19 protein-coding genes and 1 pseudogene are annotated in these 22,445 nt (G+C 69.3%); 9 read left to right on the plus strand and 11 right to left on the minus strand.

The features are described from left to right. Positions 1 to 86 precede the first annotated feature (86 nt). From ACFY3I_RS36075 to ACFY3I_RS36085, 3 genes are all read right to left on the minus strand, one after another. Entirely contained in the window at positions 87 to 560 is a 474-nt protein-coding gene (locus ACFY3I_RS36075; RefSeq protein ID WP_390865212.1) for a GNAT family N-acetyltransferase, read from the minus strand. A gap of 179 nt (positions 561 to 739) precedes the next feature. Further along, the gene (locus ACFY3I_RS36080; RefSeq protein ID WP_390865213.1) at positions 740 to 1,198 is read right to left on the minus strand and encodes a hypothetical protein; all 459 of its coding nucleotides are present in this window, start codon (positions 1,196 to 1,198) and stop codon (positions 740 to 742) included. A 728-nt stretch (positions 1,199 to 1,926) separates the two neighbouring features. Further along, entirely contained in the window at positions 1,927 to 3,153 is a 1,227-nt protein-coding gene (locus ACFY3I_RS36085; protein WP_390865214.1) for a cysteine desulfurase-like protein, read from the minus strand. 284 nt (positions 3,154 to 3,437) lie between these two features. On the opposite strand from ACFY3I_RS36085, the gene ACFY3I_RS36090 reads away from it, so the two are divergent. Continuing rightward, positions 3,438 to 3,920: a hypothetical protein gene (locus tag ACFY3I_RS36090; protein WP_390865215.1), complete on the plus strand. Its 483-nt coding sequence runs from the start codon at positions 3,438 to 3,440 to the stop codon at positions 3,918 to 3,920. A gap of 151 nt (positions 3,921 to 4,071) precedes the next feature. On the opposite strand, the gene ACFY3I_RS36095 is transcribed toward ACFY3I_RS36090, so the two are convergent. From ACFY3I_RS36095 to ACFY3I_RS36105, 3 genes are all read right to left on the minus strand, one after another. Continuing rightward, on the minus strand, positions 4,072 to 5,274 hold the full coding sequence (locus ACFY3I_RS36095; protein WP_390865216.1) for an alpha/beta hydrolase: 1,203 nt from the start codon (positions 5,272 to 5,274) through the stop codon (positions 4,072 to 4,074). A gap of 429 nt (positions 5,275 to 5,703) precedes the next feature. After that, entirely contained in the window at positions 5,704 to 8,826 is a 3,123-nt protein-coding gene (locus ACFY3I_RS36100) for an FG-GAP repeat domain-containing protein (protein ID WP_390865217.1), read from the minus strand. Between the two features lie 807 nt (positions 8,827 to 9,633). Further along, entirely contained in the window at positions 9,634 to 10,098 is a 465-nt protein-coding gene (locus ACFY3I_RS36105) for a hypothetical protein (RefSeq protein ID WP_390865327.1), read from the minus strand. A gap of 345 nt (positions 10,099 to 10,443) precedes the next feature. On the opposite strand from ACFY3I_RS36105, the gene ACFY3I_RS36110 reads away from it, so the two are divergent. Next, the gene (locus ACFY3I_RS36110; protein ID WP_390865218.1) at positions 10,444 to 11,061 is read left to right on the plus strand and encodes an NUDIX hydrolase; all 618 of its coding nucleotides are present in this window, start codon (positions 10,444 to 10,446) and stop codon (positions 11,059 to 11,061) included. A gap of 312 nt (positions 11,062 to 11,373) precedes the next feature. On the opposite strand, the gene ACFY3I_RS36115 is transcribed toward ACFY3I_RS36110, so the two are convergent. Continuing rightward, entirely contained in the window at positions 11,374 to 12,585 is a 1,212-nt protein-coding gene (locus tag ACFY3I_RS36115) for an alkaline phosphatase (RefSeq protein WP_390865328.1), read from the minus strand. Between the two features lie 555 nt (positions 12,586 to 13,140). Here ACFY3I_RS36115 and wrbA point away from each other — a divergent pair. Next, positions 13,141 to 13,743 carry an NAD(P)H:quinone oxidoreductase gene (gene wrbA, locus ACFY3I_RS36120; protein WP_390865219.1) on the plus strand — a complete coding sequence of 201 codons (603 nt, stop codon included), beginning with the start codon at positions 13,141 to 13,143 and terminating at the stop codon, positions 13,741 to 13,743. Positions 13,744 to 13,928: 185 nt separating this feature from the next. Here the strand turns inward: wrbA and ACFY3I_RS36125 are convergent, their stop codons facing one another. Further along, positions 13,929 to 14,777: an SDR family oxidoreductase gene (locus tag ACFY3I_RS36125; protein WP_390865220.1), complete on the minus strand. Its 849-nt coding sequence runs from the start codon at positions 14,775 to 14,777 to the stop codon at positions 13,929 to 13,931. Between the two features lie 130 nt (positions 14,778 to 14,907). Between ACFY3I_RS36125 and ACFY3I_RS36130 the strand changes: the two genes are divergently transcribed. Next, positions 14,908 to 15,321: a hypothetical protein gene (locus tag ACFY3I_RS36130; RefSeq protein WP_390865221.1), complete on the plus strand. Its 414-nt coding sequence runs from the start codon at positions 14,908 to 14,910 to the stop codon at positions 15,319 to 15,321. Positions 15,322 to 15,620: 299 nt separating this feature from the next. On the opposite strand, the pseudogene ACFY3I_RS36135 reads toward ACFY3I_RS36130, so the two are convergent. After that, positions 15,621 to 15,921, minus strand: a pseudogene (locus ACFY3I_RS36135) (transposase family protein); the annotation flags it as partial. A gap of 71 nt (positions 15,922 to 15,992) precedes the next feature. On the opposite strand from ACFY3I_RS36135, the gene ACFY3I_RS36140 reads away from it, so the two are divergent. Next, a complete protein-coding gene (locus tag ACFY3I_RS36140) occupies positions 15,993 to 16,193 on the plus strand; it encodes a hypothetical protein (RefSeq protein WP_390865222.1) in 201 nt (66 codons plus the stop codon). Positions 16,194 to 16,318: 125 nt separating this feature from the next. Then, on the plus strand, positions 16,319 to 16,720 hold the full coding sequence (locus ACFY3I_RS36145; RefSeq protein WP_390865223.1) for a hypothetical protein: 402 nt from the start codon (positions 16,319 to 16,321) through the stop codon (positions 16,718 to 16,720). 256 nt (positions 16,721 to 16,976) lie between these two features. Here the strand turns inward: ACFY3I_RS36145 and ACFY3I_RS36150 are convergent, their stop codons facing one another. Beyond that, positions 16,977 to 17,690, minus strand: a complete 714-nt coding sequence (locus ACFY3I_RS36150) for an SDR family oxidoreductase (protein ID WP_390865224.1) — start codon at positions 17,688 to 17,690, stop codon at positions 16,977 to 16,979. 684 nt (positions 17,691 to 18,374) lie between these two features. On the opposite strand from ACFY3I_RS36150, the gene ACFY3I_RS36155 reads away from it, so the two are divergent. Both ACFY3I_RS36155 and ACFY3I_RS36160 read left to right on the plus strand, forming a co-directional pair. Continuing rightward, positions 18,375 to 18,770, plus strand: coding sequence for a MerR family transcriptional regulator (locus tag ACFY3I_RS36155; RefSeq protein ID WP_390865225.1), 396 nt, complete (start codon positions 18,375 to 18,377; stop codon positions 18,768 to 18,770). Between the two features lie 148 nt (positions 18,771 to 18,918). Beyond that, positions 18,919 to 19,800, plus strand: coding sequence for an NADP-dependent oxidoreductase (locus ACFY3I_RS36160; RefSeq protein ID WP_390865226.1), 882 nt, complete (start codon positions 18,919 to 18,921; stop codon positions 19,798 to 19,800). Between the two features lie 229 nt (positions 19,801 to 20,029). Here ACFY3I_RS36160 and ACFY3I_RS36165 read toward each other — a convergent pair whose 3' ends face one another. Further along, positions 20,030 to 20,695 (minus strand): hypothetical protein, encoded by a 666-nt coding sequence (locus tag ACFY3I_RS36165; protein WP_390865227.1) that lies wholly within the window; start codon positions 20,693 to 20,695, stop codon positions 20,030 to 20,032. Positions 20,696 to 21,436: 741 nt separating this feature from the next. Between ACFY3I_RS36165 and sigJ the strand changes: the two genes are divergently transcribed. After that, positions 21,437 to 22,327, plus strand: a complete 891-nt coding sequence (gene sigJ, locus ACFY3I_RS36170; protein ID WP_390865228.1) for an RNA polymerase sigma factor SigJ — start codon at positions 21,437 to 21,439, stop codon at positions 22,325 to 22,327. Positions 22,328 to 22,445 lie beyond the last annotated feature (118 nt).

Genomic DNA, 22,445 nt, shown 5'->3' on the forward strand with positions numbered 1-22,445 from the left:
CGCCACGAGGAACCGCCGCGCGGACGGGAACGCTGCCGGCGGACCGACCGGCCGGCCCGGCCCACGGCTGCTCCGGCAACCGCCTCTCAGCCTGCATCAGGTCCAGGGCCTCGTCGCGGCGGGCGAGGAACAGGTCGCCATGTGAGATGAACGGCGGTCTCCTTGAACCCCAGAGCGCGGTAGAAGTCGGCCGCTCTGCGGGTCGGCACGGTCACCTCGACGTCCTTCGCCTCCCGGGCCTTCGCCTGCGCGGCCCGGACCAGCGCGGAACCCGTACCGCGGCCACGCACTGGCTCGTCCACCGTGAGTTCGAGAAGTTCGAGGACCGTTCCGCCGGCGAAGAGAGTGGGCATGCGCACCGCGAGCAGGTACCCGACCGCGCACGAGTCCTGCTCGGCGACCAGGAACTCGGCGCCGCCCGCCGAGGCGGCCTCGATGACCCGGGGGAACGTGACGGCGTCGAACACGGCTCGGTCGGGCCGGTAGCTCGTCACGAACGCGCTCAGCAGACGGTAGACGTCATCGGCGTCCGCTGGCGTGGCGTCACGGACGGTCGTCATGGGGGCGTTCACCTGCCGAGATTGCCGCGTACGGATAGCACCTCCCCTCCGACGGGCACCCTTTGCGACGCGCTGCATCCCACTCAGAGGGTGGGTAGCGGAGTCGGAGCACGTCGCCCCCCGCAAGACCTTCTGTCAGGGTTTCTCGGGGAGGGCGGCGTGCGCAGGGCGTCTTTCGGTCAGGTCTGGCACTGGGAGGTCGCGGCGCCGGTCCAGTTGCTCCAGGCGCCTCGGGCGGGTTTGACGTGGACGCGGATCTCGACCTTGGCGTTGACGACGAAGCAGACGCGGGTAGTGCCGCCGATCTCGGTGGGGCCCGTGGTGGTACGGCGGGGGACGAGAGTGCGCCCGTTGCCGATTTTGACCCAGTGGCCGCCGGAGACGACGCGGAAGAAGGCTTCGTAGTCGACATAGGCGGCGCGGGGGCTGGTGTTGGTCAGGACGACGTGGGCCTTGATGTCGCGGGTGTAGACGCGCCCTTCCTTGCCCTTGTCGGCGCTGATGCAGCCTCTCGCGGCGATGCCCCGGGTGGAGACGGAGCCACCACAGGCGACGGCGGCGCCGTGCGCGCTGGCGGCTGGGACGAGCAGGGCGAGCGCGTTGGCGGTGGTCAGGGCCGCGGTGCGCGTCAGGCGCATGAGGGAGATCCTCTCGATGGGGGGAGATCCCACCTTCTCGTGAAATGTCCTCCTGGGAAAGCGGATCGTCGAATCGGGTGACGTCCACGGCGGCAACCGGGTCCACGGTGCGCACGACCGAACGGAAAGCGGCACGCAGTTCGACACGGAGGATCGATGTGACCCACCAGGTCGTCCAGTCAGCCGGCCGACGCGTCAGGCGGTCAGGTGCCGAGGCTCTGGACGGTCGTCTCCACCAGTCGCCTGGGCCTTGGGGCCGTTCCAGGACGTGTGGCCCGAAAGCCGTGCGACTGCCGCGCCCAACCACTCGGGATCGCCGAGCCGATGCAGCGCCTTGGCCTCGGTGAGCTGGGTGAAGAGGGTGGCGCACGGTGCCGTGCAGGGAACAGCCGTCGGGGCCCATGTCGGCGCCGGGCCGGGCAGGGAGACCGGGGGTCGTCTGCCACTTCCGGTAGGCGGCTCGCACGTTCAGTTCCATGAACCGGGACCACGCGACGGTGAGCCGGGGTGCTGCCTCGCCGTGCCGTCGGTGCTCAAGGCCCTCGGGGGTCAGCAGGACCCACATGCCACCCTTGCGATTCGGGTCCCCGATCACCCACCCGGCCTCTGCCGGCTCCAGCGGTCCCAAGAACTGCGCCATAGCCTTCCCCCCCCGTCGCCCGGCTCCACGGATCGAGAACATAGCCGAACTGGCGTCCGGCGGCGGGCAGAGGGAGTTGGAGTCCTGCTCACAGCCGGTCTCGCGCCGGTGGTGTCTTCAGGAACGTCGTGAGTCCCGCCACCAGGCGTTCCACATCCTCCGCGTCGTTGTAGGGCGAAAGTCCCACACGCAGGCCGCCGATGTCCCCGAGGCCCAGGTGCCGGGAGGCTTCGAGCGCGTAGAAGGACCCTGCCGGCGCGTGGACTCCGAGTGTGCCGAGGAAGCGGTAGGCGTCCGCGGCGGCATGGTCCTGGAACGTGAGCAGGAGCGTGGGGGTCCGGTTCGCCGCCCGCGAGTGGCAGGTCACCCCGTCGAGTGCGTACAAGCCGAGCTCCGCGACTTCACGGAGCGAGGACTCGTGGCTCTCGATCGCCGCGTAGGCCGATTCGAGCCGGTCCCGCCTGCCGCCGTCCCGGTCGGGAGCGATGTCCGCGATGAAGTCCACGGCCGCGGTGGTCCCGGCCATCGCTTCGTACGGCAGGGTGCCGAGTTCGAAGCGCTCGGGGACGGCGTCGCTGGACGGGGCGAGCTTGTCCGGGCGCAGGGTGTCCAGGAGTGCGGGATCGGCCGCCAGAACGCCGTGGTGAGGGCCGAAGAACTTGTACGCGGAGCAGACCAGGAAGTCGGCGCCGAGGCGACGTACGTCGATGGTGGCGTGCGCGGCGAGGTGGACGGCGTCGACGTGAAGCAGCGCGCCGGCGTCGTGGACGAGGGTGGCGATCGCGGCGAGGTCGGGCCGGGTGCCGATCAGGTTGGACGCGCCGGTCACGGCGACCAGGCGGGTTCGCCGGGTGAGGAGTCCGGCCACGGCCTCGGGCGGCAGCTCACCTGTGGCCTGGTCGAACTCCGCGAAGCGGACGATCGCGCCGACCCGTTCGGCGGCCTGTATCCATGGCCGGATGTTGGCGTCGTGGTCGAGCCGGGAGACGATGACCTCGTCGCCCGCCGTCCACCGCGTGCTGAGGGTGCGTGCGAGGTCGTACGTCAACTGGGTGGCGCTGCGGCCGAAGACGATGCCGGTCGGATCGGCGCCCAGCAGATCGCCCATCGCGCGCCGGAAGTCGGCGACGATCCGCTCGGCGTTGACCTCGCCGGGAGCGACCGTACCCCAGACCGACAGGGGATTGCCGAGGGCATCTGCGATGGCCTTGATGACGGGTGTCGGGGTCTGAGTGCCGCCGGGGCCGTCGAAGTGCGCGATGCCTGCCTTGAGGGCAGGGAACTGAGCGCGCAGGGCGCTGACGTCGTAGGTCACTGAGGATCCTCAGGTCGCGGTGCCGGAGCCGCTCCGGTCCAGCGCCGAGGAACCGCCGGGGCGGTATGACCCCTCGGAACGCCGGGAGCGGCCTGCTGCGATGATCGCAGAGGGTTCCTCCCGCCGACAGCCCGCCTTTCTCGGCGTCGGGGACGGTGTTGCGGCCCCTGGGACCGGAGGGGATCGAGGCCGTCCAGGCGGCGGAGTCCGAGACGCCGTTGCCGCATCGGGACGAGTGTCGGCGTCGGCCCGCCATCGGGGCGGACCTGTGCGGGGATACTGCTGTGGTGCTGTTGACGTGGATCGCCGAGGTGGCGGACGAGCCTCTGGTGCTGGAGCCTGCAGACCGGCGGGTGGAGTGGGAGACCAACACCTGGTCGCTGGGTGTGGGGGAGGAGGACAGGGGTTCGCTGTCCGTCGCCGAGGTGGTGGCGGCCTTCGAGCGGACCGCTGCCGCCATCCGCGAACGCGTTCGCGACCTCGGGTTTTCCGGGGTTGCGACGTTCTACGTGTGGCATGACGAACAAGCCGGGCAGCTTCGGTGCTCGACCGGTTCGGTGCCTCCGGATGAGTTGCCGTTCGGTGGTGCCTATGTGCCTTCCGACCACCTCGGCCCCGTCATCGAGGGGTTTCTGGCCGACAGCCAGCCGGGTTTCATCGCCTGGTCCGACCTGGACGACGTGCGGTGCCTCTCGGAGCAGACCGGGACCGATCCGGAGATCAGGCCCTTCCGTGTCTGGATCAGCGGCGTCGGAGCCTCACAGTGACTGATCCTGCTTGTTCCCACTCGCTGAAGGTCTCGTTCGACGTCGGGATGATCGGGGGCCGGTGGATTCCCAGGTGGTCGAGTTCGGGTCGGTGTTGCGGGCTGGGCTGCACTGGCCTGGCCTGGGCGCCGGACGGCGGGTGGCTCGGCTTCTAGGGGCAGGTGCCGGGATCGATTTCCCGCTGGGAGGGTGCTGCGTTCCGGTGCGACGGTGGGACGGCTCCCGTGGTACGGACCCAGGCGGCGAAGTCCTCCACCGCTTCGATGACCGCGTTGAACCGTAGCGAGGGGAAGAAGTCGAAGTTGTGCTGGGTGCCTGGGAGTTCGGCGTACACCACCGGCTGGGCGGAGACCTGACCGAGTTCGGACGCGAAGTGGCGGGCGTCCTCGACCAGGACCAGCGTGTCCAGAGTGCCGTGGACGACGAGGAACGGCGGAGCGTCGGCGTGCAGGTGTGCCAGCGGGGTGGAGTCGGCGCCGGCGTCGGCCTGGCCGTAGTAGCCGTAGAAGCCGATTGCTCCGGCCACCGGAAGGCCGGCCTCTCTGCTGTCCGGCGGGCGCGGAACGGCTGAGGCGGTGAGCGCGGCCGTGGCCGCCAGGTGAGCCCCGGCGGAGCCGCCGGCGACGAACACCGCTGACAGGTCGGCTCCGTAGGCGGGTCCGTTGTCGTGCACCCACCGGATGACCTGCCGTGTGTCGGCGAGCCGGTCGGCGTAGCGCAGTCGGCCGCTCAGCCGGTAGTTGGCGCTCACGCACACCCAGCCCTGACCGGCGAGCCGGTACAGGAGGGGGCGCGCGCCGATCATCTTGCTGCCCATGCGGAAGCCCCCTCCGTGCAGGTAGACGAGGACCGGCGCGTTCGCAGTCCCCGCCCGGGGGACGTACACGTCCAGCAGGTGGCCGCGGCCGGCCTCGCCGTAGCGCAGGTTGGCCACCCGCCGCACGTCGAACCGGTAGGAGATCAGAGGCAGCACCAGCAGGCGCACCGTCGGCCACAGGCCGCGCCGCCGTCGCCGCGTCACCGCCGCCGGCCCGAGTGCCTGTCGCAGCGCGGTGGTCAGCCGGGGCCGGGCGGTGCGGGTCCGTACCGCGAGCGCCAGCAGACCGACCGCGGTGCCCGCGGCCACGCCCGCACCCAGCCACCACGACAGCCTCCCCGTCTCTCCGGCCGACAAGGGCGGGATCACACCGGCTGCCAGCAGATACAGGGCGAGGAACGGCTGCTCGTTGATCAGGAAGGTGAGAAAGAAGCTCAGCGTGAAGGGAGTGGTGCGCCGGGGGCGTGGCGGGCGCAGCGCGAGCAGCGTCATGAGGGTGACCATCCCACTGCTGCTGATCACCTGGGTGAACGGCATCGCGACTCCCCCTGCCGCCTCCACGGAACGCAGGACACCAGCCCGTCAGCCAGTGGATGCGGCTGTTCGACGTGACGTGCACACGGCTCCGGACAACGTAGCACCGGGCCCGCACCCGGGTGAGCCCGTTCGTCCTGAGTGCTGCCGGCGGTGTGGACGGCGACGGCCGGCACGGGCTTCGACGTCTCACCGCGAGGCCCCCGGACGGCGCCACACCACACCCGACTCGCACCGTGATCCAGGTCTGGAACCGGCTCCCGCCCCCGACTCCGAACGGCTCCCTCAGCGCGGTACGAAGCCGCTCCCCGGAGGTCCGGGGAGCGGCTGACGACGAGGGGTCATCCGTCGAGGAGCGGCCGGCCGTCGCGGGCAACGTGAGCCGAACCCGGCCGGCGGAGGAACAAAGCCGAAGCGGGCCGAAGTCGCCTCCTATGAAAGGGCCTTGTAGCCACTCCAGCCGCTTGTGATCTGCACCCGCGGACCGAACGAACCCTTTCCGTCGCCGTTGTTGCGCCACAACTTGCCGCCGGTGTCGCGCGAGACAAGGTCCGGCCTGCCGTCGTCGGTGATGTCGCCGACCCCGACGACCGCGTTGTAGGAGCCGCCCCAGTTCGACAGCACCTTGACGCGGGCCGCGAACGTGCCGTCGCCCTTGCCGTCGTAGCGGTACACGTTGTTGGACGTGTCCTGGGCCAGGAGGTCGGCCTTGCCGTCGCCGGTGATGTCGCCGACGCCTACGATCTTCTTGTAGCCCTTCCAGTTGTCGTAGAGCTTGACGCGGGCGGCGAGCTTGCCGGTGCTCGTCCCCTTGTAGAGGTAGACCGTTCCGGTGGACGAGTTCCTCGCGATCAGGTCCGGACGTCCGTCACCGCTCACGTCGCCCGGCGAGGTGAGCACGTTGTACTGCGTCCAGCCGCTGGTCCCGAGGGTCGTGTACGACGTCGAGGGCTTGACCGCGGCCCCGCGGCCCGGCTTGTACAGCCGGAGCGCGCCGCTGCTGTAGCGGACGAGGACGTCGTTGCAGCGGTCGCCGCTGAGGTCGCCGAACGGGATCGCCATGATGGTCGTGGGCCAGCCGGTGCCCGTGTATTTGTCGCCCAGCCTGCCCGTTCCCGTGCCGCTGTGGAAGCTCAGCCCGCCCGAGGAGTTGAGGGTGAGCAGGTCACCGCGGCCGTCCGGGCCGTCGGGGCTGACGAAGTCACGGCGCACCGCTGCACCGCGCCGCAGGAAGCCCTCGCCGCTGCTCACCGTGTTCGCCGTGGCGGTGCCGAGGCCGGTCGCCTTGAGGGCCCAGGTGAAGTGGCCGTTGGGGAAGTAACCCCCGCTCGCCGTCGTCCCGTTCCAGGTCGCCGTCACCCGGTCCGGGGTCGCGCCGCCGGTGAGGGTGCGAGTGGCCCTGCCGTTCGCGCCGCTCTGGACCGAGGTGAGGGTGAGCGACCAGGAGGTGACCGGGCGGGACAGCACCCAGGCGCCCTGGAGCGACGACCCCGGTTCCACGTGGTCGCCGACCTCCGTCTCGAAGGCCGTCACGGCCGACGGGGCGATGCCCGTGGTCGTGACGTGGGTGCGCTCGTAGTCGTCGAACCAGGCGACCAGGCCGGTGTACTCGTCGACCGTCCAGCGGTAACGGCGGTCCACGGTCAGGCCCTTGTCGGCCAGGTCGGAGGCGATCGTGCGACTGGTCCCGGTGGCCGCCTCGGTGAGGACCAGCGTGCCCGCGCGATGGTCGTGGCGGACGGTGAAGCCGTCGCCGAGGAGCACGTCACCGGGGGTGACCGCCTTCGACGTGCCGGCCTTGGTGTCGTACACGCCGGCCGAGTCCGTCCCGCAGGCCCAGTACACCCAGCGTCCCGCCGCCTGCAGTTCGCTCGGCACGCAGGCCAGTCCCGGCACGGTCACCGTGCTGAGCGTCTTCTCCTGCTGGATGCCGTACGAGGTCAGCTTTCCGGCGGTGGAGGCGCTCCACAGGGTGGACCCGTTGAGGGCGGCGGCGCGCACCGACCGCTTCAGCTTCTGACCCTGGCCGAACTCGCCGACGTACTGTGCCGGGGAGGCGCCGCCGGAGTCGAAGACGGCGTAGCGGTCGGAGACGTCGACGATACGGCCGCCCCGGCCGCCGAAGTCCAGGTCGTTGCCGCCGATCTCCACCAGCCGGTCGTCGCCGATACCCTCGCCCTCGTCGGTGCCGCCGGTCGCGTCCAGGTAGACGTCCCGGGCGTCGAGGTTCCCCCACAGCGCCGAACAGGTGGTGCCCTCGTACGGGCAGAGGGCGGCGTATACCGAACGGCTCGCCGTGGCCCCGGACGCCGTCAGCGTCGCGGAACCGTCGGTGGTGAGAGTGCGCACGGACGTGGTGTCCGCGATGCCCTTCGGGTCGTCCGCGGCGACCCGAAGGCGGCCGCGGCTGAGCGCGATGCCCGTCTTTGCGTTCTCCACCGCGGGGACCTGCTGGACCTTCGCCTGCTTCAGCGTGCGGTCATCGGCCTGGCTCACCCGGCGCACCCACCAGTCGGTGGCGTCGGCGCCGCCGGTGACCAGCGCGCTGCCGTCACCCGCCGCCAGCGTGTACTCGCCGGTGTTCTCCAGCAGGGTCTGCTGCCGCGAGGGATCGCCGATGTCGACCGCGAGCAGCCGGGACCCGAGCGAACCTGCGGACAGCGGCAACAGCAGGTGGTCACCGACCAGGGCCGGGTCGCCGTCGAGCGGGCCCAGGTCGGTGGGCAGCGTGACGACCTGCTCGGCGGCGGTGAGGTCGCTGCGGGACTTCAGGTGCAGCTTGCCCGAGGCGTCGTCGTACCAGCCGATACGGTCCTCGCTCATCACGTAGTGCGAGGCGAAGAGGGCGTCGTCGAACACCAGGGTGTTGACCGCCGAGCCGATGTCGATGTAGCTGATCCTGCTGGTGCCGCCGGACCAGAGCACACCGTCGGAGTCCGCCGCCCGGACGTCGCCACTCCCCATGATCGCCACATCACCGGTGAACCGGCGGGTGCGCCACTCGCCGTCGACCTTGTCGAGCAGAGCCTCGGAGGTGACGATCGTGTCGCCCGCGAGGGCCCGGTAGTAGCCCGGCCCGTACTGGCCGGAGCTGTTCCAGCTCACCTTCTTCGAGGTGGCCGTCGCCGGATCCCACAGAGTGGCGTACGCGTCGTTGGCCGTGGTCGGCAGAGCGACCAGGTCGCTGTCCGAGCCGTACCAGGCATGACGGCACTCGGAGCCGATGGACGTGCAGCCGGTACCCGGGACGTAGACGCCGCCGGCGTTCTCGACGGTCACGGTCCTGCCCGTCGCGTAGTCGGTCCACAACAGCCCGGTCCTGCCGGTCTGCCGGTGCAGGAAGCCGGTGTCACCCGCGACGAAGGGACGGTCGGCGCGTGGTGTGCTGGAGCTGGGGTCGACCAGCGTGATCGCGGTGGTGCCGGACCCGGACCCGGCCGCTTCCGCGGAGTCGCCCCCTTCCGACAGGACGACGACGGACGCGGCCGCTACGGCGAGCGCGAGCGAGGAGACGGCGGCGGCCAGCCCGCCCCGTCTCAGGGCGTGTCTGCCCACGTGAAATTCCCTCCCCTACGAGGGTCCGTACCCTCGCACAAGTGGCCGGATCTTACCAAGGATTGGCAAAGAAGGGGACGCTCTCGCAGGTGAGAGGGGCAGGCCGACCATCCGCTACGGGTACGGGGTGGCCTGATGGGGCCCGTGCGGACGGGACTTCACCAGGCTCCAGTTTCTGGGCGATGCGAAGGGTGCGATCACATGGGACCTGAGCGTCGACTTCACGGTCTGCCGAGCTCACCTGCTTGCGGCCGGAGCCCGCGAGCAGGGCGACCAGTAGAAGGAGTCTCCAGGTGACGTGTTCACCAAGTCCCGTGATCACGGGCTGGGAAGGTCGCGCGGCGCGTTCACCACCAAGCTGCACCTGGCTGTCGAGCAAGGTCAGCAGCCCACGTCGATCGTGGTGACCGCAGTACATCGCGGAGACTCGCCGCAGTTCGAACCCGTGTTGGCGTACGTGCGAGTGCCCCGACTTGGGCCGGGCCGGCCACGTGTCCGCCCCGATCGCGTGCGGGCGGACAAGGGTCATGCCCCCCGGAAGTACAGCACCCACCTGGGCAAGCAGGATCCGCGGCACCATCCCGGACAGGGCCGATCAGGCACGCAACCGCCAGAAGCTCGGCTCCCGCGGCGGCCGGCCGCCGGGCTTGGATCCGGCCGACTACCGCAGGCGCCATGCGGTCGAGTGCGGGATCAACCGCCTCAAGAGACACCGCGCTGTTGCCACACGCTACGACTAGCTCGCGGTCCGCTACGAGACGACCGTCCTGGTCGCTGCCATCAACGAGCGGCTGTGACTCCTGGCCGTCACGCGGTGGGATCCACGTTCCAGGCGGCGGGCAGATCGCTGCCGCAGAAGACACAGACGAAGTCGTCCTCGCGCACAATGTTGTGCTCCTGGCAGTCGGGGCACCGTCGGAACACCACCTCGTGGGTGAAGCCGGAAGGCCGCCGGAGCTCTACAGCGTCCAAAGCACGGGCGACCTCCGCCCAGGAGCTGACGTCCGGGCAGTACCCGGTGGACTGGTTGCTGACCTCGCTCACGGTCCACCGGTCTGCCTCGCGCAGGAAGCTGATCTCGCCGGCACTCAGAACCATGGCTCCGCCGGCACAGGCCACGTGCTCACTTCGCCGCGGCGCCAGCCGAAGCGCACCATCCATACCGACCACGAATGTGAACGGTTCGGCCAGCTCCGCCGCCGGTTGCTCCACGACCCAGCCACCGAAGTCGGCTGCGGAGCCGATACGCTGCCCGCCGCCACCAGGCCGGATCGCAGCCTTCAGCTCAGCCGGCCCGACATATCGATAACTCCGCGCAAGCGCACTCACCTCAGCCAACCTAGAGCACTTCCGACTCTCGACCTAGGGCGAGTACCAGGTGGCCACGGTCAGCATGCACTTCGGGCCGATCCCGGGGGCGGTGACATCCGGTCAGGAGCGTCTCGGCATGTGCGTCACGGAGAGACAGTGGACCGACTCGCCTGGCGCACGCGGGCAGGTTGGGACGTGGATGTCGGCTGTGGCCGGCCACTTGGGCAGGCCGCGAACCGTCGCTGGAGCAGGTGGACACCGGAAGGAACGACGGTCCCTGACCGTGGCTCCTGCCAGGATGCGCGGATGACCTCAACTGATATCCCGCTCCACCACGATGACGACGGACAGCGCGCTCGGCTCGTGGAGTTGGTCAGTGGCATCGAGCCCTGGGACGATCTGGAACGCAGGCAGTGTGAGACCGCGGTGCAGTGGATCGCGGGCGGGGCTCCGGTCTACCGGGTGCGCAAGCCGGATGTTCCTGTGATGCATCTGGTGTGCTACTTCGTCGTCCTCGACGAGACGCGTGGCCGGCAACTGCTCGTAGCGCATCGCCGGGCGGGGCTGTGGCTGCCCGCCGGCGGCCATGTCGAGCCGGGGGAGGATCCGTGGGCCGCGGTGGTCCGCGAATGCCAGGAGGAACTGGGCATCGAGGCCGTGGCATCGCCGGTCACCGGCGAACTCCCGTTCTTCCTGACCGTCACCCGGACACGGGGGCCAGGTGTGCACACCGACGTCTCGCTCTGGTACGTCCTCGACGCCGGCGTGGACACCGTCACCTCCTGGGACCGGGGCGAGTTCGATGCGATCCGATGGTTGACGGACGAGCAGGTCCTTGAGGAGCCGGAGGAGTTCCTCGACCCGCACATGCACCGCTTCACCCGCAAGCTGCAGCATGCCCGAACCGTGCGGCAGAGCGGATAGGCCGTCCCCGGCCGTCCGCAGCAGGCCGACTCCCTGTCCGTTGACGCGGTCGGAAGGACGCGCATGGGCTCCTGTCAGCCGGCACCGGCGATACCGGTCGCCCGTACCCGGCCGGCGTCGGCCCCGGTCGGAACAGCGCATCGCATGGTTCCCGGACGGTCCGCGCTGCGGTGATTGCCCTTGTTGAAGTGCGGTGAACGCGGCCAGTCCTGGCGGCCGGTGTCCAAGGGACTCAGGATGACGCCCTCGCGGGAAGTGAGGACAGCGGAGCCCCGGGCCTGATGGCCCGGGGCTCCGTCGTCAGTGCTTGGTTCAGTGGCGCGTGAGGGCCTGGCGCAGCACGTCGTACACGTAGGTGTTGGCGTGCTTGCCGGTGAAGCGGTCGGACAGGGGGCCCGCCGCCGTCACCGGAACGTCGACACCGGTGTGGCCGGACGTGGTCCAGTCGATGTAGAAGCTCTTCTCGCTGCCGCGGATGCTGAACGGGCCGTCCTCGGCGGAGATACCGGTGCCGGACTCGTCGGTGGCGTCCGAGTCCTCGACGGCCAGGCCGCCGGTCTCGTGGTCGCCCGTGACGACCAGCAGGGTGTCGGGGTGGGTGGCGACGTAGGCGCGGGCCACGGCCACGGCCTTCTCGAGTTCCTGCATGGACTGCAGGACACGGGTGCCGTTGTTCGAGTGGGCGAACTCGTCGACGCCCTCTTCCTCCACCATGAGGAAGAAGCCCTTTTTGTTCTTGTCCAGCGTGCTCAGCGCCTTGCTGGTCATGGTGGAGAGGCCGACCGCCGGGCTGTATACGTCACCCTGGCCCTCGGGGCGCTGCTGGAACATCTCCTCGTTGGCGAAGAGACCGAGGAGCTTGCCGCTCTTGGCGCGGCCGAGCTGGTCCGCGCTGGAGACATAGGAGTAGCCGGCCTTCTTGGCCTTGGCGATGAGGTTGCCCTTGGTGCCCTTGCTCGCCTCGGACGGGTCCTCGGCGGGCTGGTCCTTGAACGCGCCGGCGCTGCCCGCGGGCAGCCACCAGTCCTCGCCACCGCCCAGGATGACGTCCGGCTTGCTGACCTCGATGTACTGGCGGGCGATCTCGTCCTGCGCCGACCGGTTGGCGGTGTTGGAGAAGAACGCCGCCGGCGAGGCGTCGGTGACCTGCGCGGTGGTGACCAGGCCGGTGGCCTTGCCGGCCGCCTTGGCCTGCTGGCCGAGGGTGGCCAGCGGGTTGCCGTCGACGTCGACGCTGATCGCGCCGTTGTAGGTCTTCTCGCCCGTGGCCCACGCGGTCGCCGCGGCGGCCGAGTCGGTGACGACGGCCTTCGGGTCGTCCGGCTCGGTGGTCAGCTGACCCGAGGCGGGGAGCTTGTCCATCGCGAGCTGGCCGTTCATGCCGGCCAGGTGCAGACGGGCGGCCTGGCGGGTGGCGGCGCCCATGCCGTCGCCGTTGATGAAGATGACGTTCTTGGCGGTCGGCGTCTTGGCCGAGGCGTGCGGAGCCGAGGCCGACGCGCCCGTCGTCGGGTTGACCACCATCGTCACGACCGCGGCGGCGACCGCGGCGGTTGCGGGGGCGGCGAACCGCCGAGCCCTACGAGCATCCAGGGACACAACGTCCTCCGTTACTGTTCTTGCCCATTGCTTGACCTTGAACATAAGGTCTTTTTGGAGGATGTTGACCAAGACTGGATGACCAGTACGCGACGGGATCTTCACCGGGAGGTAAAGCCGCAGGTCCCGAACTTGTCCGGACAGGTCACAAGCGGACCGACTCCGCGCCCCTGCCCGCCGAAGGCCCCGGGATTCGCTGACGGCACCTCTTCATCCGGTCGGCGTCGCAGGTCAGCAACCTGGCAGAGGCCTGCCCCCCCGAACAGCTCCGCTACCCCAGGGTTCCCGGCGAAGGCGCCATCGCGCACAGCCCGTCGCTCACAGCGGTCCCGAAATGCGCTTGCCTGCGCGCCCCGTCGGCTGGGCGGCGGGCGGCGTCCGTGAGTGGCCGCGACGCGCGCGACCGGCACGGCCAAAAACGGGCAGAAGTTGCAAAGTTCTCGTAACGTACTTGTGGTCCATCCGAGACGGGAGTCCACAGTGAGCGTTCGTGTTGCGGTGATCTATTACAGCGCCACGGGAAACGTCCACCAACTCGCCCGGGCGGTGGCTGACGGCGCCGCGGCAACTGGAGCCGAAGTACGACTGCGGCGCGTGCGTGAACTCGCGCCCGACACGGCCATCGACTCCAATCCGGCATGGCGCGCGCACGTCGACGCCACCAAGGACGCCGTACAGGAGGCGACCTTGGAGGATGTCGAGTGGGCGACGGCGTACGCGTTCGGAACGCCGACCCGCTTCGGGAACGTGGCGGCGCAGCTGAAGGAGTTCATCGACCGGACCGGTCGTCTGTGGCAGGCCGGGGTGTTCAACAACAAGCCGGCCACCAGTTTCACCTCGGCGATGAACCGGCACGGCGGGCAGGAGTCGACGCTGCTGTCCCTCAACAACGTCTTCTACCACTGGGGCTGCATCATCGTCCCGCCCGGCTACACGGACCCGCTCCTCTACGCGGCGGGCGGAAACCCCTACGGCACCAGTTGGCCGAGCGGCGGCGGGGAGGGCCCTGACCAGGCGACACTGACCGCGGCCGACTACCAGGGCAGGCACCTTGCGCAGATCGCGGAACGGCTGCGCGGCTGACGCGGCCGCGGTCCGGGACTCAGGACACCGTTCCTCGGCGATCGCGGGCCCGGTCGTGGAGGAGCAGTCGCTGTCGAGGGGCTACGTCGTCGTGGTGTGGTCCGCGAGGAGGGACGGAGCAGTGAGCCCGCCGGGTCCGGAGTGCCGGGCGCTCGGAAACAGGTGCCGGGAGCGGGATTACGCGATCACCCGTCGGCGGATCGCGGAGTCCCCGCCAGGCGTGACCTGCGAACCGCTCTGATCCTCCGGTCGAACTCGCGATTGAGCAACGGCGAGAGCACACTGCCGAAGCGGGCCAGGGCCCGGGTGCCCGCGTCCGGGCAGGTGACGAAGCGCCGGCGCTCGATACCGTCCACGATGGCCGCCGCGACCCGTTCGGCCGTGAGCGGCTTGAGCGTGCCGCCGACCACGCGGGTCTCCTCCGGCTTCCAACGGTTCTCGTCGTGGAGTTGCGGCGTGTCGACGTCCGGGGGAAATACGACACCGACGTGAATGTCGTGCGGAGTGAGTTCGGCCCGTATCGACTCCATCAGCCCGCGTACGGCGAACTTGGCCGGTCCGTAAGCGCTGTAGCCGTAAATCCCGAGCAGCCCTGCGGCGGACGAGACCGCCACCACGCTGCCGTGTCCGCGTTCCACCATGCCGGGAGCCACGGCTCGGATCGCGTACAACGTGCCGAAGTAGTCGACCTCCATCATCTGCCGGAAGACTTCGTCCGGCAGTTCCAGGAAGTGCCCGGGGCGGGCGAGCCCTGCCGAGGTGATCAGGATGTCGCAGGGGAGCCCCTGCTCGCTCTCCAGTTCGCCGATGGCGCGCGTGACGGCCTCCTGGTCGGACACGTCGGCCACCCGCACGGCAGCCGACAGCTCCTTCCCGGCGTCCGCCAGCCGCTCCCGCCCCCGCGCGATCAGAGACACTTTCGCCCCGCGCCCCGCCAACAGCCGGGCCGTGCCCAGGCCGATGCCGCTTGACCCGCCCGTCACGATCACATGCGCCGAACCGAACTCCACCGGGCGGGTGCTCCGCAGCCTCATGCCCGGGAGCGTATAGGGCCGCTCGATCGTTGACAGGACCTGCGACAGAACCGATCCCGTATTCCGTCACGGGACTCTGCCGGCCAAGTCCGGTCCCTCGCGATCCGGGCGAAGGTGCGATGATGCGTTCGTGGTGGAGGATGCCGATTGGGTGCGGATTCGCGGGGACTTGCGCTTCGGGCAGGTCTTCGAGGGCACCGTCGTGAACGTTCCTCGGCCCGGTGAGATCGGGATTTTCGTGGATATCGGCCTGGCCGTCGGAGGCTTCGTCGATGTTGCGTTGCTTCCGGATCAGAGTGAGGACTGGCCGACGGAGGGCACCGTCGCTGAGTTCGAGATCTGGTGGGCCGACAGCCGCCGGCAGATCCGTCTGAAGCCGGCCGATACCCGTTACCTGCGTCGCGACTTCGCAGAATGGGTCGAACGCTTCCGTCCCGCCTGGCCGTCTGATGTCGGCTGTCCCGTCCGTGACCCAGGACCTCCGACCCCCGACGAGTTGCAGGCCGCGACTCGACCTGATGGGCGGTCGGCCGAATCCTCATGAGGGCTGGTGAAGCAGCCGATGGCCTTGGTGTGAGTTGACCGGACACTTCTGCCGGCGCTCGCATGCCGGCGGGCGGCAGTAGTCGGTGCCGGTCTCGGTGACGGTGACGGTGACGTTGAAGGTGAGGCCGTGAGCCTGCGGGATTTGCCCGGGCCCGAACACGTGATCAGACAGAGCGGTTGGCTCCTCCTGATCGCATAGGGGAATGACAAGGCCCCCGGTAGGCAGCCGTGGCCTGTCCGCCGGCAGGCTCTTTGAGCTCGGCACAGGAACTTGCGGCCTCAAGGAGGGAGCACCGATGGCGAACCGCTTGCGGGGCTGAAGTGCGAGCATCGGCCCGAGGTGGTCGATGATGCGGTCTGCTGCCGACTTGGACACCCCAAATAGCGGGGCGAGTTGGCGCATGGTCAGGTTCGTGCGCCAGTAGGCCGAGACCAGCAGGGCCCGGTCCTCCAGCTAGAGACTCCATGGCCGGCCCTTTCGGACGGCGTCCGCACCCTGGCGCCGCAGAACGGTCACCAGCTTCCCAAACTGCCTCGGACTCAGTCCACTGAATGGGGCTATCCAGGACGACTCCGACGCCGTGATCACGCCAGCCACAACAAGATCATCCCATTGTGGCCGGTCTGCTCAGGCACCTCCGAGTCATCCTTCGCCGTACCATCCCCGCCATGACAATCGATGTCCTCGCCGAGGACCTCCAGCCCGGCGACCTCCTGGAGTTCTTGATCGAGTCGGGCACCCAGGTCCTCCGGTTGACCCATGTGGAGCGGCGTGCCCGAGGCATCAAGTTCATGGGTCGCAATCACCAGGGGGTTCTCTACTCCAGCGGCATGAAGTACGGCGAGTTGGCGCGGTGCGTCCGTCCGTAGACCGTCACGCGGACTGTCGATGGCAGTTACGGGACAGCCCTTAGCCCCAGTAGTCGTGTCGCGGTGAGGCGTGGGAGCGTGGCCGTGGATCGTGGGTGATTGGCTGTATGGGGAAGCGGGACCGGATGAGCGTGGTGTGGGTGGCGACGTCGCCGGAATCGGGACTGTTCGATCCGGTTGAGAGACGCACGGAGGTGAAGGATCTGTCGGATCGCTTCAACGACCTGCGTTCCCTGGGCCAGGGCTACATGGAAGTCCGTTCGTCGAAGAGGGAGTTCCCGGTGCTGACCTTGGCCTTCCGAAAAGATCACGCGGTAGTCCACCTGCTGAGTGACACCGAGCGGATGTCTCTGCTCGCGGGGGACGGCACCGTACCCTCGGGTGCCGAGGTCGGAGTCCCGATCATGGACGACCTCGCCGCGTTCACGGGCGACTTTGTCCTGGATCCCGATCGGGCGTGGCACCTGGTGCGCGACTTCACGCAGAGGCGGGTGGCCGGCCCTCTTGGTGAGTGGCGTGAGGTGTAGCAGGAGACGAAGGCGTGGTGGAGTTCGGCTCGGTGTTGCCATCGTACGGCGAGGGATTTGAACTGTTGAGCAGGGCGAAGGTCTGCTCAACTGGGTAGCGGACCTTGGCCGGGCCCTTGATGCTCGGGGCGCGTGTGCGGGAGATGATCTGCGAGCTCGGGGGCTTGGGTAACTCCTCGGTTGGGGTTGGAGTCGTAGCCTTGCCTCGAGCAGCGAATCAGGGCGTCGGCGTGGACGGCTTCCGCGTCCTTGAAGGTCAACGGGGGGCGGGTAGGCCGGGATAGACCTGGGTGAGGTCACCGCTGAGGGCGGCGCGCGTCCTGCGGGAATTGTCGTCTGCCAGGACTTCGAGGGCGCGTTCCTCGACCCCGTCCAGGGCGAGCCGGGCAACCTCATGGGGGTCGACCTTGTCCGAGTCGGGAACGTAGTCGGCCATGTCGGTGTCCATGTAGCCCACGTGCAACGCGGTGACGTCGATGCCGGCGGGCGCGAGTTCCTGTCGCACCACATTGGTCATGGCCCACGCGGCGGCCTTGGACGCACAGTAGGCACCGTACTTCGGGTAGTGCACCCAGCTCAGCACCGAAAGCACGTTGAGCACGGAGCCGCCGCCGTTGGCCGTCATTCCCGGGGCGAAAGCACGGATCATGGAGAGTGCGCCGAAGAACGCCGTCTCCATCTCCAGCCGGATGTTCGCCATATCGCCGGTCACCAACTCCGTGTGCGTACTGACACCGGCGTTGTTGACCAGCAAGGTGACGTCCGACGCCTCCTCGGCAGCCTGCCTTACGGAATCCGGATCGGTGACGTCCACCCCAATCGGGACGACTCCGGGAAGATCAACCGATGAGGGATTGCGCGCCCCCGCGTACACCTTCGCGGCTCCACGCTCCAGCAGCTGCTGGGAGAAAATCCGGCCCAGCCCGCGGTTCGCTCCGGTGACGATTGCTACTGAGTTCTTGATTTCCATGAGCCCCTCGCTTCAAAGGAACCTCCTACTCAAACGTAGGGCTGCAAGCACAGCGACGCGATCCAGCGCTTAGCGATGCCAGGAATGGACTGCCGGACGGGAAGCTCGGATACTGCACGTGAGAAGCGCGAACATGCGGTAACGGATCAGAGCGCAGGTGGGTGGCCCGACGGGGCGCCACCGGTCGCTGGGCTGATCGGCCTCCCTGGCGGGTTCACATGACGAACCAGTTCCGTGCCGATGGCCACACCGAACCCGGCACCGAATTCCGCGGTTTTCCAACGGCCTGCGAGTGCGGGTACGGATGCCTCAGATCACCCGTTCAACCGCCCATACCCTGGACTCACTTGACCGGATAGGTCGCGAACTCCCCAGCCAGGACGTGCTGCACCGGGCAGACGGCAGCACTGGCGCAGCCGACCGGGGCCAAACGAGGCTAGTCGCCGTTTCCGTGTCCTGCGTGTCGGCTGCCGAACGGCAGAGATGCCGGCGGTCGCGCGGGACGAGTGGCCTCGAGAGGCCATTCGCAATCCTGCTGTGCCCGACTGCGGCAGCAGGTCGATCTTGGCATCACGCCCCTCGCCGTCAAGACCTGACTCGCCCGACCTTCGCGTCACCCCGGCAGCCAAGCATCCTCATTCGGCGGTCCGAACCGGGGACAGGCGCGGGCGTAGGGTCTGAAGGATGCGGATAGGTGAATTGTCCAGGCGCACGGGCGTGAGTCCGCGCTCGTTGCGGTACTACGAAGAGCAGGGCTTGCTGACCAGCTCGCGCTCCGGCGCGGGGCAGCGTCACTATTCCGATGCTGCGGTCACGCGCGTGTCGCTCATCCGGCAGCTGTTCGACGCGGGTATGTCCAGCCGGGTGATCGCGACTGTGCTGCCGTGTGTGGACGTCCCGGGTGACCTGGGCGTCGCCGAGGAGACGTTCGCGGCGATGATGCGCGAACGCGACCGGATCAATGCCGACATCGCGCACCTGACTGAGACCCGGGATGCACTGGACGTGCTGATCAGGGCCAACAGCCGGCACCGGGCGGAGCTGTCCACGGGCCCGGAACCGGTGGCACAGTCCGCCTGATGCTGTGATCTGCATCTCAGTGGGTTGCCTCTCACATCAATGTCAGAAATGAGGATGGCGACAACGCCCGGAATCACCGGGTCGGTCGTGCGAGAGGCGGCAGAGGATGGGACAGGCATGGGGTTTCGGCAGGCATGGCGGGCCTGAGGTGCAGGAGTTCTTCGATCGTCCCGATCCCGTCCCCGGTCGCGGCGAGGTGCTGATCCGGGTCGACGTGGCCGGTGTGAATCCCCTCGACCACCTTCTGCGCTCAGGTCTGGTCGACGGGCTCGACGGCGGGCGTCCGTTTCCCCGCGTGCTGGGCATGGAGGCAGCCGGAACCGTTCTCGCCCGGGGCGAGAACGTCGACGGGCTCGAGGTGGGCGACGCGGTCTTCGGCTTCGCACTCACCGGTGGCGGCACCTACGCCGAGACGACGGTGCTGTCCGCGCCGAACACCGCACGCATTCCGGAGGGCCTGTCCGCGACCGCGGCGGCAACGCTGCCCGTGGCCGGGACCACCGCGGTGGACGTGCTCGACCAGCTCGGCCTCCAGGCCGGTGCCACGGTTCTGGTCAACGGAGTCGGGGGCGGGGTCGGCCTCGCCGTCGCCCGGCTGGCTGTCGGGCGCGAGCTGCGTGTGATCGGTACCGGCAGTACCGCCAAACGCGAGCACGCCGAGGACATCGGGGTGCGGTTCATCGACTACACCGCCGAGGACGTCGCCGCCGCGGCACGCGAGCTCGTGCCGGACGGCTTCGACGGGATCGTCGACCTCGTCGGAGGCACCTCGCTGCGGACGGTCGCCCCGCTGGCCCGGAACCCCCGCGACGTCATCGCTGTGGGTGACATGTCGGTGCCCGACATCGGTGGGCGTTTCGTCGAGCGTCGCCTCGACCGCGAGAACCTGGAGCGTTCGGCACGGCTGGCCCTCGACGGAGTCCTCGCACCCGTGATCACCGCGGTCCATCCGCTCTCCGACGCCCCGGCCGCCCTCGCCGCCGTCGAGAACGGTCACACCTCCGGCAAGGTCGTCATCAAGGTGGCATGAGAAGCGGCACGGACCGCAGATCTGCGTGTACGGGATCTCCGGTCCGCCTCCTCCGGGCGGTGAAGCCGAGTTTCGCCGCCCGGATTAGGCCCGTCAGTTGCGCGGCCGAAGATCCCGGCTTCAAGCCGTCATGGCTCACTTGCCTCGCCTTCTCGGTGCGTTCCAACTCTGGCAGGGTGCGCCAAGCGGTTGCCGCGGCCCGGCTTGCGGTCCCTGGAGCGGCCGGGGTTCAGGAGGCATCGGTCAACTGGTGCAGGGGTGTGCCGTGCGCCCAACTTCTTAGGCACGGGCCGTCGATGAGGTGGATGTCGCCCTGGCGCCGCGCCCATTGGATGTCACGGTGGCTGAAGGTCCCCCGGTGCACCACGAGCCGCACGGAGGTGCCCGTCCGGCGGGCGGACCGCGCCGGCTCTTCGTCGGGCAGGGGCTCGGCCACCGGACGGAAGGCAACTTCGATGCGGTGGCCCCGGCCGTTCCGCGCGCGTACCCGTGGCCGGTCCTGCCCGGTGGGCGGCGGGAGGACCGTCCAGCCGTCCCGGCGCAGCATCCGGGAGACGGCCAGGGCGAGCCCGTCCGTGTCCAGTTCGGCGAGTTCCTCGGGCGTGTAGTGGCCCAGGCGGCGACGGGCCAGCGGGCGGTGGTGCCGGATCGCGACCGGGGTGACGACGGCGAGGAGTGCCAGTGCCGCCACGAGCACGCCGGGCCCGAGCGCGCGGTAGGCCTCCGCGACGCCCGCCACCGCCCCGCACACCACCACCGCGACGGCCGCGAACGCGGGCAGCACCTCACGCAGGCCGGGCCCGTAACGCCCTTGGTCGCGCAGTGCACGGATCGCGAGTCGCCGCCGGGTACGGCGTGACGGTCCCTTCTCGGCCTCTGGTCCCCTCCATGCCACCCGGGTCGGCTCCTCCCACCCCGCGTGCACCGACGTGCCTGCCGGAGAGATACCCAGCCGTGACGTACCGGTCGTCCGGAGGGCGGGATCCGGCCAGGAATCAGGCCGAAGTCTTTCGGCGTACGTCACCGGAGGGTCGCGACGGACCGCTGATGTCCTGGGTGCCGGTCCCGTCAACTCGCGCCGAGTCCGACGGAATTCGCGGGAGTGGACTTGCTCCGGCGGTCACCGGCGGCGAGGCCGCGGGCGGGCGGCGTCGATCCTGCGGCGTTTGAGCAACCCGAGCAGGTGTCCCGCATCGAGTACCTGATCCGCGACGGCCAACAAGTCGACGTGTCCGGCACGCACCCGGCTTTCATCGATTGCGTGGGGCTGAAGGACTCCAGCGATGAAGCGTCCGCCGGGCGCACCTTCCGCCTTCCTCCCGAAACAGGTCGCCCGACGCAATGCGCACGACCGTCGTCCTCCGTCTGGGCTGTCGCCCGCCTCCGCCGGGATGGTGGGGCGGACGCATGCCGTCCCGCCCATCTTGCGAAAGTCGTCCTCTCCGCGGCTGTGCAACTTCCAGGCGGCGTGGCACGGGCAGGCGTGCCGGGTCCGCCGGAAGGGTTCGCTGCCGTCAGGTCCAGCCCGCACGCCGGGCGGGTCGGGACGATCCCTGAGTACCTCACGCCTGTCTGCGAAGATCCCGAGTGCGGATGGTTAGGCTGGATTCGGCAGCTGGAGGAGGTTGCGGTCTGTATGGGTGACGGGCACGGGCTCGGACGGTCTGAGCAGGAGGATCCGCTCGGAGCCGGGTGGGAGGGGCACCGGCCCGCGGTTTTCGGTGTGGCCTACCGGCTGCTGGGCAGCGTGGCCGACGCCGAGGACGTGACCCAGGATGTGTGGCTGCGGGCGGCCGGGGCGGATCTGCAGCACATCGGTGATGTGCGGGCCTGGCTGGTGACGGTGGCCGCGCGGCGGTCGTACGACATCCTCAAGAGCGCCCGGGTCCGACGGGAGACCTATGTCGGGCCGTGGCTGCCCGAGCCGCTGCTGACGGGGCCGGACGCGTCGCAGCCGGTCCTCGTCGACGAGTCCGTCGGTTCGGCGATGCTGCTGATCATGGAAGAGCTGTCCCCGCCGGAGCGGGTGGCTTTCGTCCTGCACGATGTCTTCGGCCTTGAGTTCGGCCAGATCGCCGAGGTGCTGGACGCCTCCGTGCCGGCTGCCCGGCAGCTCGCCTCCAGGGCGCGGCGGCGGGTGGCCAAGGCGAAGGAGTCCGTGCCGCATGCGTCGAAGGCGGAACGCGAACGCGTCCTCGCGGTTTTTCGCTCCGCGTACGAAACAGGAGACCTGGCCGGCCTGGTCAGGCTCCTGCACCCGGATGCCGTGTACGTCACCGACGGCGGCGGCAAGATCTCCGCGGCGCGCAAACTCATCCACGGCGGCGAGCGCGTCGCCGAGGTCATGGTGCGCGTGGGACACCAGTGGAAGCCGGACCGCATCGACCTCGCCGAGGTCGGCGGCGAGCTTGCCCTGGTGTTCTACCGCGAGGGCCGGGTCTACTCCGTCGACACGGTCCAGATCACCGGCGGTCTCATCACCGCGTACCGCAGGGTCATGAATCCCGACAAACTCCTGGGCGTCTGACTGTCACACCCGGATGGGCTACCTCGTCTCCCTGATGAGAAAGCAACACAGGCGACGAAGGAATGCGCGAGCAGGTGGAACCGATCATGCGTAATCGCACTGCATCCACCTGCCGCAT

Origin of the sequence: Streptomyces sp. NPDC001068, assembly GCF_042897315.1 — a bacterium.
Classification (GTDB): Bacteria; Actinomycetota; Actinomycetes; order Streptomycetales; family Streptomycetaceae; genus Streptomyces.